Genomic DNA, 14313 nt, shown 5'->3' on the forward strand with positions numbered 1-14313 from the left:
CGCTTTCCCCTTTCCATATATACTCCTACTATATAAAGGAAAGTTCTCTTTTCTCTTAAGCAAATATTACTTTTTTCTTAAGATTTTTCTAATTAAATCCTATCCCCATTCTATAAATCATTTTTTGTTTTTTTAGGATGCATGATGTCCGTAGGAGAAGAAAGGGAGGATCTCTTAAATTTCAGGTCCCTAACTGACCGCCATCTTCCAAGACATTTTTGATGAAATTGCTCTTCAGGCCAGCAATCATGATATAGTGGGCGGTCGTATCTTATTCACTGGCTCCACTCATATCAAAGTCAATAAAAACACAAAAACGAAGACATCCGCTGTCTTCGTCTTGTGCGCTATCGGTGAGCCGTCTGCCAGTCAAATCCGATGGTGTCATCATTCCACGGGATTCTTTTTTCGTCAGGCTGATCCGGATTGTAGGACATTGTCGTGAAATAAATAATGGTCAGCGGGGTTTCGCCCAGCACTCTGTACCCGTGTGCGACGCCTTTGGGAATGAGAAGGAGCATCGGATTGTCTTCTCCCATGTAGTAGACATCCGTTTCTCCCTTGGTTGCCGACTCTTCGCGAAGGTCATGCAGCACGACCTGGGCGTGGCCCGTCGGAAAAAACCATAGGTCATCCTGTTTCTCATGATAGTGAAATGCTTTAATGACGCCGGGATAGCTTTTGGACCAGGAAGCCTGCCCGAAACGCTCTAAGAGATGTTCATCGTCACGGACGAGTTCTGAGAAAAAACCCCGGTCATCGCTGTGTTTGATCAGCTTTTTGATTTTTACGCCTTCGATCACTTGCACTGTCCCTCCCTTTGTAAATAATCATGCAGCGCTTCCCGCCAATGCCTCATCCCGAGCCCCTGCCGTTCAATCGACTCAAGACTCAACACCGAGTAAGCGGGGCGCGGCGTCTCATTTCCGTATTCCTCCGTCGTGACGGGCAGCACGGCGGCGGTTCTGCCGCTTTCTTCATAAATAGCCTTGGCAAATTCATACCAGCTGCACACTCCGCTGTTTGCGGCATGGTATAAGCCCGGCGGCCTGTCAAACAGACCGATCACCGTTTCGGCTAAATCTTTTGTGTACGTCGGCGCTCCGACTTGATCGTTAACGACACGCACCTGATCATGTGTATCCGCAAGTTTCAGCATCGTATTGACAAAGTTGTGCCCGCCGCTGCCGTACACCCACGATGTTCTGATAATGGTGTGGTTTTTCCCCGTTAACCGGATCAGTTCTTCGCCGAGTTTTTTGCTTTTTCCATAAATCGTGCCCGGATCTGCGGGATCATCGGTCTGGTATGGCCGTGTTCCTTTGCCGCTGAAGACGTAATCGGTGCTGATGTGAATGAATTTCGCGCCGGTGTTTTCAGCCTCAAGCGCGGCATAATAAGCGCCGATTCCGTTTATTAAATACGCTTTGTCGAGCTCCGTTTCACATTTGTCAACGGAGGTGTATGCCGCCGTATTGACGACGATATCCGGCTTGTAATGGCTGAACGAGTGCCGCACCGAACGCTGGTCGGATATGTTCATCATCGCTTTTGTCAAGGCGATCACTTCATACCCTTCCCGCTTCAGCTGACGGCATAACTCCCGCCCCAGCTGGCCGGCCGCTCCGGTTACTAATACCTTCGTCAATCGGATCCCCTTCTTTCCGATTAGTCTTGGCTGTCTGTATACCAGCGAATGGTTCTTCTCATTCCTTCTTCAAATGTGACGTCCTGCCGCCAGCCCAGCTCATTTTTCAGCTTTGAGGCATTGATGGCGTAACGGCGGTCATGCCCTTTTCTGTCTTCGACATGAGCAAACCGTTCCTCGACACCGAGCTCCTTCATGATAAATGACGCAAGCTCTTTATTCGTCCGTTCATTTCCTCCGCCGATATTGTAAATGTCACCGAGTGTTCCTTTTTCCAGCACGAGCTTAATGGCGCGGCAATGATCTTCGGCAAACAGCCAGTCTCTGATCTGCATCCCGTCGCCGTACAGCGGAATCGGCGTGCCGTTTACGGCATGCCTGATAATGGTCGGAATCATTTTCTCGTGATGCTGGTACGGCCCGTAATTGTTGCTGCATCTTGTAATGATGGCAGGAAGCTTATGGGTTCTCACGTAAGACATGACGAGCAGGTCTGAGCTTGCCTTGCTGGCCGAATACGGATTGTTCGGAGAAAGCGGCGTCGTCTCCGTAAAAGCGGGATCATCCGGCGCCAAATCTCCGTACACCTCATCTGTGGAAATGTGAATCAGCCTGCCGGCTTTTCCCTGTAACACCGCGTCCGCCAGTCGGTATGTGCCCATCACATTTGTTGTGATAAACGGCTCTGCCTGATTTATGCTTCTGTCCACATGGGATTCAGCCGCAAAATGAATGACAGCGTCATACATTTGGGAAAAGACTTTGTCAATGTCCTCTTTTTCAGAAATGTCACCTTTGATAAAACGGAAACGGCCGTTCTTTTTCAAGGCTTCTATTTCAAGCGGCCTGCTTGCATACGTGAGATTATCCAGGACGGTAATCTGCGCGTCCGTTTCTTTCAGCATCATCTTTGTAAAGGTAAGGCCGATAAATCCGGCGCCCCCTGTAATTAAATATGATTTTGGCATGATTAATGCTCCTGTCCTTTCTGTAATGCCTGATGCGCCAGGCTTCCGGCGAGGTAGAGCGATTCATGCGTACCCGCATCCACCCACCAGCCCGTTAACACATCATACGTCAGCTCACTGTGTTCAATGTATAAATTATTGACATCCGTAATTTCCAGTTCGCCGCGTTTTGAAGGGGAAATTTGTTCAATATAGGAAAACACTTCTGCGTCGTACATGTAGATCCCTGTGACGCATAGTCTGGTCGGCGGCTGCTCCGGCTTTTCAATGATCGACTTGATCCGTTTGTTTTTCTCATCAATCTCGGCGATGCCGAAGCGCTCCGGATCGTCCACTTCTTTCAGCAGCACTTTCGCTCCTTTTCCCTGCTTTGCGAAACGCTCCGTATAAGGTTTTAATGAATCTTCAAAAATATTATCTCCCAAAAGCAGAACGAACGGATCGCGCCCGGTAAACCGCTTTGCGTATGATAAACCGTCGGATATGCCGGATGCGGCGGGCTGAACCTGATATGTGATTGAGACGCCGAGCTCTTCTCCGGTTTCGAGAAGTTTATGAAATTGCGGAATATATTCTTTTTGCGTAATCAGCAAGATATCTGTAATCCCCGCTTCTTCCAGCTTCATGACCGACCAGTAAATCATCGGATATGGACCGACAGGGAGTAAATGCTTATTGACCGCTTTTGTCAGCGGCATAAGGCGTGAGCCGGTGCCTCCGGCTAAGATAACACCTTTCACATGAACACTTCCTTACGTGTGGTTTTATCACAAATCATAAAGAATCGCCGCAGCCCGTTTGATGCCCCTGCCGTCAACCAGCGGCTTTCCGTTTTGATGAAGTCCGGTCCGCAGCGGATAATCAGCGGCCATGTCAGACATATGCCGTGCGAGAACGTCCGGTGATATGCATTCACCAAGGCCGAGATGAACGGCGGCCCCCCGTGCGGCGAATTTTTCCGCCGTCTCAGTTTGATGCTCCACTTGAGAAAGTACGATGCAGGGCACACCTGTACAAATGGTTTCATATAAAGTGATCCCGCCGGACACGACGGCCATATCAGCCCTCGAAAGAAGCGCGGCCATGTCATTTGTCTGCCTTACCATTTCGGCATAAGGCATTTGTGTAAGATGCGCGCGCACGTCGTCAGCATGAGGCGCGGCGCCGCCCATGACGATGATCACTCGTTTTCGATGAATGTCGGGGATGCGGCGGCATGCTTCCATCACTTTAAAGACAAGCTTCTTCGGGTCGCTTCCTCCTAATGAGACCAATATGGTCCGGCATTCTTTTCTCAGCTGATAGAGCTGTTTGGCTTTTTCAAAACCCGGATGAAGAATCATATATTCCGGGCCTTCATATACAGCGGCGCTGCCCATTTGGACCGTCCGGCTTTTCAGCCCGCCGTAAATGCCGTTTATAACGGCATCGCATAAATGAATGACATGTTCCCGTTTTTCTTCAAATAAGACGATGCGTGCCGATGAATGCTTTTTGACTTCCTCTAACCAGTCACACGGCATATCGAGCAGATCGAATATGAGAAGGTCAGGAGCCTGCCTGTTTATTTCCCGGACAATAAATTCCTTCTGTCCCTTGTCAGGCTTGATGATCACTTCCCATTGATCAGAAGACAGATAAGAAGAAGCCTCTTTATTTGTGCAGAACGTTATTGAGCAATTGTTCTTAATGGCACCGGCAAGCAGCTTCATCCGGACCGCGTGCCCCATGCCGATGTCACGGCCCCCGTCCGCGAAAATCAAAATCCGCATGCTAATCAGCCTCTTTTTGCCGGATCATTTGATTAATGGCCCTGAGCTCCGGATCACTATTCAGCAGATGGATCAATTCTTTTGCCGGAATATCAGGACGCGAGCCCGCTTTTACGTACAGCTCGCGGGCCAGCCTGTAGTCCTCTTCTGTATCGACGGTCATCCGCAAGTGAGGAGCCCGGAGTTCCTGCGGAGGCTCAGGAAAGAGAAGCCGGTACTTCCCAGGAGATTCTCTTATTAAAAGCGTGACATGCTCCTGGTATTTGTCCGCCAGCGTTTTGTCGGCATTGATCTCCGTTAAAAGGCGCGCGTTTACCGCCTCGCCGCCGATGCCGAGCGGTGTACCGCAAATATACGTGTAGTCTGCGTGCTGATCTAAATGCGATTGAATCAGAAAATCAAGCAGCGAAGGGTCGACAAACGGGTTATCCCCCGTCAGTCTGACTGCGATGTCCGGTTTAACTTGTTCGATGACTTGTGCAAACCGGTCAAGCACGCGCTGCTCGCTGCCGCGGTGCACACGGTAGTTCTTGCTGATGCAGTGCGCAGACAGAATGTCGTCGGTCTTGCTGTCAGACGAGGCGACGATCAGATTATCCCGCGATTGATCATAATACGCGCTTTGCCGAACCCTTTTGACAATCATATCGAGGATCGTATACCCGCCGATCGGTTTCAGCACTTTACCGGGAAGACGCCCGCTTCCCATCCGCGCCTGAATGATAAACAAAATGTCAGTCATCATATGGGCTGCCTTTCGTCAAAAGGTCATCCCAAGTGATGCCCGTGTCGGCGGGGATATCCCTGACCGCACGCGCGCCGTCAGTTAAAAGCTCAAAATATCTCGGGTGGAGCCCCTGCGGTTTTTGGCCGGGACGAAGGACGGCAAGGTTTTCCGCCGTAAAACATTCGCCTTTTTGAATCGGCGCTGTTGAAAAAATGCCTCTGTAAGCGAACCTTCTGATATCCCCTTCAATCGGTGTCGTCGTTTTATGGGAACTTCCCGACAGCACTTCCGGCACCGGAGCGTGATGCCCCTGCCGCAGCTCCGCTTCAACTGAGCGGATCGCCGCAACCATTTCTTTTAATTCATCCGGATTGAGGGCGAAGGAGTGATCAGCACCGGGCAGGTTTTTATCGATCGTAAAATGCTTTTCAATCAGTTTCGCTCCGAGCCTGACAGCCGCGCACGGCACATCATACGGATGGGCGCTGTGATCGGAGAAACCGATCACAGCATCCGGGAATGCGGCGGCAAGCATGGGAATGACGCTCAGATTGCTGTATTCAGGCGGCGCGGGATATTTCGCCACACAATGCATGATCGCAATTTCTGTGTTCCCCTCGCCGGTAATGGTTTGATAAGCCTCCTGAATATCTGAAATATCAGCGCCAGCGGTGGAAAAAATAATCGGTGTCTTCAGCCCCGCGACATATTTCAATAACGGCAGATGGTTCAGCTCGTAGGAGGCGATTTTAAAGGCTGAAGGGGAAGTCGCATACAGTAAGTCGGCAGAGCCTTCGTCACATACCGTGCTTAAAAACAGCACGCCTTTTTTCTTACAATATTCAAGCAGCGGTTCGATCCACTCGGCGGGCATTTCCATTGATTGCACCAAAGAAAAAATAGAGACGTTTTTTCCCGCAGCGGTTTTGTACAAGCCGGGGTCTTTCTGATACATTTTGTCAGCCTGAAACATTTGGAACTTGACCGCGTCCGCGCCGGCCTCACTGGCCGCATCTATCAATTCAAACGCCTGGCTCAGTTTTCCGTCATGATTAATTCCGGCTTCGGCGATGATGAATACGGGCGAACCTTCGCCGATTGACTTCGTTCCGATTTGGCATGATGCCATCAGTCCGCCTCCTTCCCGGGCCACACATGATAGTAGTAATAGGACGCATCCGCTTTAAATCCCATTCTTTCATACAGGCGGATGGCTCTTACATTGTGGAGCTGCGTTCCCGCTGATACAGTCTTATGCTGAAAGCGCAATGATTGTTCAATCACGTGCGCCGCTAAATGGAATCCCGCTCCCTTTCCTTCAAATCCCGGCTTTACCGCCATCAGATCAAGGACGAATTCATCGCCTTTAGACAGCCCCTGAACAAAGCCCACAGTCTCTCCCTTATATGTGGCGGCGAATTGTAACGAAGCTCTGCCTTCCGCATTATTCCGCGCCCACTCTTCAAACAGGCGGTTTGCACTTTCATAGCTGAGATGGGGGTCTTGGTAATACCTGCTTTTTGTAAAGGCGTCGCGGGCCAGCCGGCTGATCGCTTCCGTGTCGCCGGGTCCGGCTTCTGTAATCTCAAACGGCGGCGTGCTGTTATATACACGCACCGGACTGACGAGCTTGAGCAGACTCCCTACAAAATAAGCGTTCGGAAGCTGCTGAACGACCTGCATCGCGCCGATATCTTCAGCCGGTATTTTAATAAATATAAAATCAGTGCCTGCCGCCCGCCTTGCCGCGTAAAATTCCTGAAACAGCCTTTTGAGCTGTCCGGCGCTGTTTGCGGCTGCAAGCTTCACATTGATGATATTTTTTCGGAACAATTGACTTTCCCACGAAGAGTTTTCATATAAAATCACGCCTTGAAGGCTGTTTTCTCCCAATAAACAGAGCGACGATTCATAGGCTTCCGGCTGGATGCCCTTCTGATGCAGGAAGGTATGAATCATGTCCTGCGCAAGATTTTCCCTCAGTCTGTACACCTAATCAGCCCCTTTGACGATATCCGTAACGGCTGCAATGACGTATTCAACGTCGTCATCTGTCATTGACGGATAAAGAGGGAGTGACACGGTGCGGTGATAATACGCGGCCGCGGCCGGAAAGTCAGTTTCCTTATACCCGTACGTTTTTTGATAATACGGATGGAACGGAACCGGAATAAAATGAACACTTGTGCCGATATTATATTGGTCTTTTAAAGCAGAAATCAGATCGTTCCGGCTGACCCCGGCCTCCTGCTCCTCTATTTGAAGAACATACAGATGCCATGCATGCCGCCCGTCATCACTGACATGCGGGATGGTCAGCCCTTTCATGTGTCTGAAGGCGTCCTGGTAGCGGCTCGCAATGTCGGCTCTTCTTTGCTGCATGCTGTCAATCCGTTTCAGCTGATGAAGCCCAAGCGCTGCCTGAAGATCAAACATATTCATTTTATAGCCGGGCGTTTCGACCTCGTAGTACCAGCTTCCGTTTGAAGAATAGCGGTTCCACGCGCCTTTGCTCATGCCGTGAAGGCTGAGCACCCTGATCTGATCGGCAAGCCCGTCATCGTCCGTCGTCAGCATGCCGCCTTCACCGGTTGCCAGGTTTTTTGTCGCGTAGAAGCTGAATGCCGTCGCATCACCGATTGATCCGATCATTTTCTGTTTGTAAGTGGTATACACGGCATGTGCGGCATCCTCTAAGACAAATAACTGATGCTTTTCGGCAATGGCCAGAATCTGATCCATATCACACGACTGGCCGGCGAAATGAACGGGTACAATCGCCTTTGTCCGCGGGGTGACGGCCGCCTCAATTTTTTCAGGGTCTGCATTCAGCGTAAGCGGATCGATGTCAACAAACACCGGAACGGCGCCTGTGTGCACGATTGTATTGGCTGTTGAACTGAACGTCACGGCAGAAGTGATGACCTCGTCGCCGGGACCGATCCCTTTCGCCTTCAGGGCCAAAAACAAAGCGGCGGTACATGAGTTCAGCGCGATCGCGTGCTTTGCCCCCGTCCAGGCGGCAAAGGCTTTTTCAAACGCCTCTACTTTCGGTCCCTTTGAAAGCCAGCCCGATTCAAGCGTATCAATAACCTCCTGAATTTCGTCCTTCCCGATCATGGGCAATGAATAGGGAAGAAAAGCTGATCTTTTTTGCACCATTTTCTTTGCGCTCCTATCTTTTTTATGAAGGGTCAACCCGTCTGAAGCTGACTCCGGTTTTTTCCTGAAGCACTTGGCATAAAGCGGCAAGCGAATCCTGAACCGGGTAGTTCGCGGCGACAAAAGCACGGCGCGCCTGTTCCGCTTTTTGATATTCTGCGGGGCTTTCGCATATCCGGATTAATTCCTGAGCGAGTGCCTGCGGGTCCTCAAAGACAAATTCTCCAAGTGAGTGATAATAAGGGTATCTGCGGGTTCCCGCTGATTTTCCGATCAGCACGGGCTTTTGAAACAGCATCGCTTCAAGACCGACCGTTGATGTCTGTGTCACCGCAGCGTCAACATACGGGAGAATATCATACAGCTCCATCTCTTTTTTGATGATTTTGCCTGCTTTATATTTCCGCAGCACCTGATTGTAAGCATCCAGCTTGTTTTTGCCGATTTCCCATGGATGCGGTTTAATAATGAGCTGCATGTTCTTTTGGCCGGCAAGCTCTTCAAGCACGCCCGTATAAAATTCATCAGAAAACGGCTGCGTGGCGATCAGCACCGTCCGCTGTGACGGGAGAAAAGAAAGTTTGCGGTAAAACGTGTCCTGATCTATCGGCTCTCTTGAGAAAATCTCGTCGAAACGGGGATGCCCCGTGATGATGATTTGTTCATCCCTGCAGCCTTTTGCTTTATACCACTCCGCTTCATAAACCCCGAATACGGCCTGATAGTCCGTAAATACGGGCAGAAACGCTTCATCTCCCATGAGCGCTCCGTGCTGAAGACAGATGCTGACGGCGTTTTTTTTCGCGGACATCAGCGCCAGCACACGGCTGTAAATATCCTCCGTCGTGCCGACTACAACGGCGGAAATCTTTTCGGCCGTAAACAAAATATCAATGGCGTCAATCGCTTCAATAAATAACGGGATGTCTTTATACAAACGTTCCTGAAATTCTCTGTTTCCGAAAGCGGGATGGCTGTGAAGCTCTTTCAAAATGGAATGGGCTTTTTCAATATAAGGGACGGGGTTCCCTTTTTGCCCCATTCCCGTCAGCTCCAATTTGCAGATAACGGGCAGCCCGTAATGGTCAGGCAGACTCCATCTGGCCAGTACCGCTGTTTTTGCCGGGTCAAACTGCCGGTAGTTTCCCTCGGTGAACCGAAGATGATCGAAATGCAGAATGACTTTTCCGTTTACCGGTTTCTCATCTGTTTTCTTAATGTTTTGCCTTTTTTGATCATAATATGGCTGTATACCGGCTTCAGGAATATGCTGATCAGCCGGACCGAAAAGCTCTGGGTTCTGCTCCATGCTCTCCCGAAGCGCCGGACTGATATATTGATAAAAATTACTGATCAATGCGAGCGGGATGTCTTTGTAGCGAAGTGACTGAAAAAGGTCAATATACTGCCGGTACAGCACCCAATAGTTCGCTAAGTATGCCGACAAGCCCTCACCCCTTTCCAAGCTTTTTTAATGATTCCCTCAGCTCCCGGCACGTGGTCTGCTGCGGAAGGCTGTTCACAAACTCGTTTTTCTCCGCCGCGAAAAGCTGATAATGGATGGATTGATCGGTAATATAATTGATATCAAGCTCCTCAGAAATCGGGTAAAACGGATAAAAATGATTCACTCTCCAGAAGAAACGGGCGTCACCGATCCGGTAAAACGCGGGGCTTTCATCCCAATAGGAACCGAATGCCGATTTGACCTGTTCCAGCACGGAAAACCGGTGCATGACCGAACAATGGTCAATGGCGCACGGCGCGTTCCACACGATCCGTTCGGCGGGCCTGGCCGTCTCCTTCACCGTCTCTTTCCGCTGATTCAAATGATAGGTTTTGGAACTTGAATACACGACGGCTTTTTCCGGGTCTTCATCAAGCTCTTTCACCATTTTCTCAAGCCGTTCCGGCACATACGTGTTGTCGTCGGTCGCATACGTCACGTACTCGCCCTCCGCCATTTCTATTGCCTGATTAATCAAGGCGGCGTAGCGTGTTTTTTCCGTTCTTTCTTTGACGCCCGATACATCGCTTTGATAAAACCGGATGCGGTCATCCGTGAGAAAAGGACGTATTTCCGCCAATGTCGCTTCATTTGAGTTGTCATCCATAATGAACAGCTCAAAGTCCGTAAACGTCTGAGACAGAATACTTTTAATAGAGCGGGCCACATAGTCACTTTTGTTATAGCTCGTCATGATCACTGACACTTTAGGCAACTCGTCACCCCCTTTTCGCACCTGAAACTACCGCTATCATATGTTCCTTATGCGGAAGATGCGCTAGGAATACAGACTATTATGTGAAAAGTCAGCATTGCGCGCACAAAAAAAGCCGGCTCTGATGCCCGGACTCATTGGAGCGTATTTTCTTTTTTCGCATAAATCTTTCTTTGGGCTCATATGGTGGAATAGATAAAAACAGCAGCCGCTCTGTCGGCTGTCTGATACTTGTCAGGAGGTTTCAGCATCAAGAGGTTTTCATCAAAGGAGGAACAATATGAAACCGAAAAAGAATCAATATCAGCAAATGCAGGGGATGGGGATGGGAATGGATATGCAAGGATACCAGCCGCAGCTCGGGCCTAATCCTTATCCGCAGCCTCAGGGCCAAGGATCACAAATGATGCCGATGCAGCAGCAAATGACAATGCCGATGCAGCAAGGCCAGCAGAGCTTCGGCGGGGGGTTCCCCGGCCAGCCGCAGCAGCAGGGCGGCGGCAGCTTTCAGATTCCGTCAGGCCCATCATCGTCACAAAACGTTCCCGGCATGCTGCCGATTGAAGAGTCATACATTGAAAATATTCTGCGGTTGAACCGGGGCAAAACGGCGACGATTTATATGACATTTGAAAACAGCAAAGAATGGAATTCAAAGATTTTCCGCGGTGTGATTCAGGCGGCGGGACGTGACCATATCATCATCAGCGATCCGAAAACGGGCACCCGCTATCTGCTTCTGACCATTTACCTTGATTACATCACGTTTGATGAGGAAATCGCTTATACTTATCCGTACTCCATGTCTTCTTATTCTCCGAGATAAATCAAAAAGCCAATCGCTCACTTGACAGAGGATTGGCTTTTTTTCTTTATAAATATTTGACGGCCGCGACGATAATCATAATCCAAGAGATGATAAACGCCACGCCGCCGAGCGGTGTAATCGCGCCGAGAATGGAAATCTGCGTCACGCTCAATACGTACAGGCTTCCTGAAAACAGAACGATGCCCGCAAACATCAGCCAGCCCGCAACAGAAACACTGCCTGCGCCAGAAAGCTTTTCGGCCAAAAACGCGACAGCCAGAAGACCGAGCGCGTGATACATATGATATTGCACGCCTGTGTGCCACACCTGCAAATATTTATCGGGGATTTTCCCTTCAAGCCCATGCGCGCCGAAAGCGCCCAGCGCCACGGCCAATAAAGCGTTAATCGCACCAAGAATAATAAACACTTTCATCTATTTTTCTCCCGCCTTTTCGTTAAAGTTTCCAATTCAATCATAACCCAACATCGGCAAAATTCAACGTCCGCCGTCCGATGACACGAGATTGTCGGATTTTTTCTTTTTGATAAGCTGGATTCGGTCAATCGCTATCGCCAGCAGCGTTCCGAGCACAAGACCGTTGCTTAAGAGCGAAATCAGGATCGGATGCATCCCCGATAACGCGCTCTCCGGCACAAACATTACACCGACCCCCGTCAGGAGCGCCAGACCGATAATGGAGCGGATTCGTTTTTGCTCCTCTCTCTCATAAGAGTCAAACTCCGTAAAGGCGAGACCGGCCATCGTGGAGAAAACGACGAAGTTTACCGCAAAGCCGACCGGTGAGGGCAGACTCGCAAACGCATTCATAAATAGCGGAATCATACTGATGATCACGACAAATACACTTCCCAAAAGAAACGGCTTTTTCGAAGGAAGCTTCGTCGTCTCAATAAAACCGGCCGCCCCTGAAATCGGCACAGGCGCAATGCCCCCTGACAGTCCGCTCAAAAGGTGGCTGATCGAAGCCGCAAACCCAGCCGGACGCTCACGCCGTTTCCCGACGGTGCCGCCGAATTTTTTCACCGCCGCTTCTACAACCCGGATGCTCGCGAGCATGTTGACAATCAAAAGCACGGTAATGAAGAGTGACGTAATAATCAGGCCGCTGTCAAACACGGGTTTTCCAAACGGAAAAAGAGCCGGCAGCTGAATCACGCGGTCCGGTATTTGAATCGGTTTGGCAGCGCCGAAGACGGCGAATAAGATCCATCCGCCGGCAAGCGAAAGGAGAATCGCATACTGTCTTAAGAACGTAACATTCGATCGGGACATGATGAACATCGCCGCCGTCACAACCATGGCGAGCCCGAATACAAGGCCGTCGACGCTGTTTTTTAAATAGCCGATGCCCAAAAGGCCTTTCACAATCGGCTGACTCAGCTGCATGACCAACAGCAGCAGATACACACCGGTCACAACCGGCGTAAACAGCACGGCCAGCCGTTCAATCACTTTAAAAAGACTGAACAAAAAGAAAAAGACAGCGCTTAATAACAGCGCCCCCTGCAGCGCCCGCAGCGTCTCGCCGAATGTCGCGAACACCGTGCCAGTCAGTCCGCCGTAAATCGTGTATACGCCCCACCATAAACCTGCCGGGCTTTCATTAATCGGCAGACGATGTCCCTGGAGACATTGGATGACCGCGGCGACGCCAAGCACAAAAAATGTGCTCTGAATCAATGCGGCAGAATCGGCATGGTTCAAGTGAAATGATTGTGCGATGGCGACAGGAACTACAATCGCAGCCGCAATCATAAATGCCGTCCATTGCAAACCCCCGAGTATCAGTTTCAAGTCAATCAACCTCTCCTGTTAAAAATCGAAAATGGAATCCCCGTTTCCGTCTTCCTCACGTTCGTCTTTCGCTTTTTTCTGATATTGGTTCAGCCCGGCGCTGCCCATCATTTTTTCAAGCAGCAGCGGGTCTGTCGAAGGAGACGCGGAAGGTTTCGGCGCCGCTTTCGGAATCGGATTCTGCACAGGCGCCGGAGCGGTGTGCGTCTGAGTGCCGAGCACGACATCACACAGAGAGCGGATGGCGGCCGCGTGCATTTTGACCTCCTCGGTGCGGGTCGCCGTTTTCGCCTGCCTCAGTTCTTCTTCCATCTTCTGAATCAAAGCAGAGATATGTATGTTCATGAGTAAATCCTCCAGCAGTAATTTGTCTTCTTCCTGCATTTTATCAAATTTCTGAGCGAATCGCAGAATTGAGTTTGTTATTTTTTCTGACGGCATACCGCCCTGAACGTCAAAAAAGACGCTTCCGCCGGGCGGAAGCGCCTCAAAAAAACCGTTTATTGCGGCAGGTCGGGGATGCACCAATCGATCGGCTGCTCCCCCATTTTTTCAAGGGCGGCGTTTGTACGGGAAAACGGTCTGCTCCCGAAAAAACCGTTCCTTGCCGAAAACGGGCTCGGATGAGTCGATTCAATAATAATGTGTTTCGATGTGTCAATGCGCTCTTTTTTCATCTGCGCGTGACGCCCCCATAGGATAAAGACAATCGGCTTCTCTCTTTCATTCACCACATCAATGATGCGGTCAGTGAGCCGCTCCCATCCCTTGCCTTTGTGGGAATTGGCCTGACCGCGGCGAACCGTAAGCACTGTGTTTAACAAAAGCACTCCCTGCTTCGCCCAGCTGACGAGCGATCCGTGGTTCGGTACGGAGCAGCCGATATCGTCCTGAAGCTCTATGAAAATATTTTTCAAAGACGGCGGCTGCCTGACCCCGGGCTGAACGGAAAAACTAAGCCCGTGCGCCTGTCCTGGCCCGTGATACGGGTCCTGTCCGAGAATGACCGCTTTTACATCCTCATAGGGCGTATAATGCAAGGCGTTAAAAATATCATGGCTGTCAGGATAAATCGTTTGGCTGCTGTATTCTTGTTTCAGCATTTCTCTCAGCTCTTGATAATACGGTTTGTCAAATTCATCTTTCAGCTGATTCCACCAGCTGTCTTTTAAAAGCTGCTTCAAACT

Annotated in this window: 16 protein-coding genes; 1 reads left to right on the forward strand and 15 read right to left on the reverse strand. The window is 50.2% G+C overall.

Annotated elements, in window-relative coordinates; translation table 11 throughout:
* Window positions 1-347 precede the first annotated feature (347 nt).
* From NYE28_RS19685 to NYE28_RS19735, 11 genes are read right to left on the reverse strand one after another with little or no spacing between them, the layout of a single operon-like run.
* Entirely contained in the window at window positions 348-803 is a 456-nt protein-coding gene (locus NYE28_RS19685) for a dTDP-4-dehydrorhamnose 3,5-epimerase family protein (protein ID WP_003150986.1), read from the reverse strand.
* The gene (gene rfbD / locus NYE28_RS19690) at window positions 800-1648 is read right to left on the reverse strand and encodes a dTDP-4-dehydrorhamnose reductase (RefSeq protein ID WP_160242397.1); all 849 of its coding nucleotides are present in this window, start codon (window positions 1646-1648) and stop codon (window positions 800-802) included. Before rfbD ends, NYE28_RS19685 begins: the two co-directional genes overlap by 4 nt.
* Before the next feature lie 20 nt (window positions 1649-1668).
* Window positions 1669-2616, reverse strand: a complete 948-nt coding sequence (gene rfbB / locus NYE28_RS19695) for a dTDP-glucose 4,6-dehydratase (RefSeq protein WP_160242398.1) — start codon at window positions 2614-2616, stop codon at window positions 1669-1671.
* Between the two features lie 2 nt (window positions 2617-2618).
* Entirely contained in the window at window positions 2619-3356 is a 738-nt protein-coding gene (locus NYE28_RS19700; RefSeq protein WP_012118722.1) for a sugar phosphate nucleotidyltransferase, read from the reverse strand.
* Between the two features lie 27 nt (window positions 3357-3383).
* Window positions 3384-4388, reverse strand: a complete 1005-nt coding sequence (locus tag NYE28_RS19705) for a glycosyltransferase (protein WP_160242399.1) — start codon at window positions 4386-4388, stop codon at window positions 3384-3386.
* A 1-nt stretch (window position 4389) separates the two neighbouring features.
* On the reverse strand, window positions 4390-5130 hold the full coding sequence (locus tag NYE28_RS19710; protein ID WP_168984750.1) for a spore coat protein: 741 nt from the start codon (window positions 5128-5130) through the stop codon (window positions 4390-4392).
* A complete protein-coding gene (locus NYE28_RS19715; protein ID WP_012118725.1) occupies window positions 5123-6244 on the reverse strand; it encodes an N-acetylneuraminate synthase family protein in 1122 nt (373 codons plus the stop codon). Before NYE28_RS19715 ends, NYE28_RS19710 begins: the two co-directional genes overlap by 8 nt.
* Window positions 6244-7107, reverse strand: a complete 864-nt coding sequence (locus NYE28_RS19720) for a GNAT family N-acetyltransferase (RefSeq protein WP_059367570.1) — start codon at window positions 7105-7107, stop codon at window positions 6244-6246. Before NYE28_RS19720 ends, NYE28_RS19715 begins: the two co-directional genes overlap by 1 nt.
* Window positions 7108-8277 (reverse strand): DegT/DnrJ/EryC1/StrS family aminotransferase, encoded by a 1170-nt coding sequence (locus NYE28_RS19725; protein ID WP_012118727.1) that lies wholly within the window; start codon window positions 8275-8277, stop codon window positions 7108-7110.
* A 22-nt stretch (window positions 8278-8299) separates the two neighbouring features.
* On the reverse strand, window positions 8300-9724 hold the full coding sequence (locus NYE28_RS19730) for a CDP-glycerol glycerophosphotransferase family protein (RefSeq protein WP_076424702.1): 1425 nt from the start codon (window positions 9722-9724) through the stop codon (window positions 8300-8302).
* Between the two features lie 4 nt (window positions 9725-9728).
* Complete coding sequence (locus tag NYE28_RS19735; RefSeq protein WP_015240806.1) at window positions 9729-10499, reverse strand: glycosyltransferase family 2 protein; 771 nt, start codon at window positions 10497-10499, stop codon at window positions 9729-9731.
* A gap of 280 nt (window positions 10500-10779) precedes the next feature.
* Here NYE28_RS19735 and gerQ point away from each other — a divergent pair, with 280 nt between their 5' ends.
* Entirely contained in the window at window positions 10780-11325 is a 546-nt protein-coding gene (gene gerQ / locus NYE28_RS19740) for a spore coat protein GerQ (protein ID WP_007614539.1), read from the forward strand.
* Between the two features lie 46 nt (window positions 11326-11371).
* Here gerQ and NYE28_RS19745 read toward each other — a convergent pair whose 3' ends face one another.
* From NYE28_RS19745 to NYE28_RS19760, 4 genes are all read right to left on the reverse strand, one after another.
* Window positions 11372-11743, reverse strand: a complete 372-nt coding sequence (locus tag NYE28_RS19745) for a DUF423 domain-containing protein (protein WP_003150969.1) — start codon at window positions 11741-11743, stop codon at window positions 11372-11374.
* 63 nt (window positions 11744-11806) lie between these two features.
* A complete protein-coding gene (locus tag NYE28_RS19750; protein ID WP_012118730.1) occupies window positions 11807-13126 on the reverse strand; it encodes a purine/pyrimidine permease in 1320 nt (439 codons plus the stop codon).
* 18 nt (window positions 13127-13144) lie between these two features.
* Window positions 13145-13567, reverse strand: a complete 423-nt coding sequence (locus NYE28_RS19755) for a YwdI family protein (protein ID WP_015387535.1) — start codon at window positions 13565-13567, stop codon at window positions 13145-13147.
* 59 nt (window positions 13568-13626) lie between these two features.
* Entirely contained in the window at window positions 13627-14310 is a 684-nt protein-coding gene (locus NYE28_RS19760) for a uracil-DNA glycosylase (RefSeq protein ID WP_012118732.1), read from the reverse strand.
* Between the last annotated feature and the right edge of the window lie 3 nt (window positions 14311-14313).

The sequence above is a fragment of the Bacillus sp. FSL R5-0443 genome, from assembly GCF_038608285.1.
Lineage (GTDB): Bacteria > Bacillota > Bacilli > Bacillales > Bacillaceae > Bacillus > Bacillus velezensis.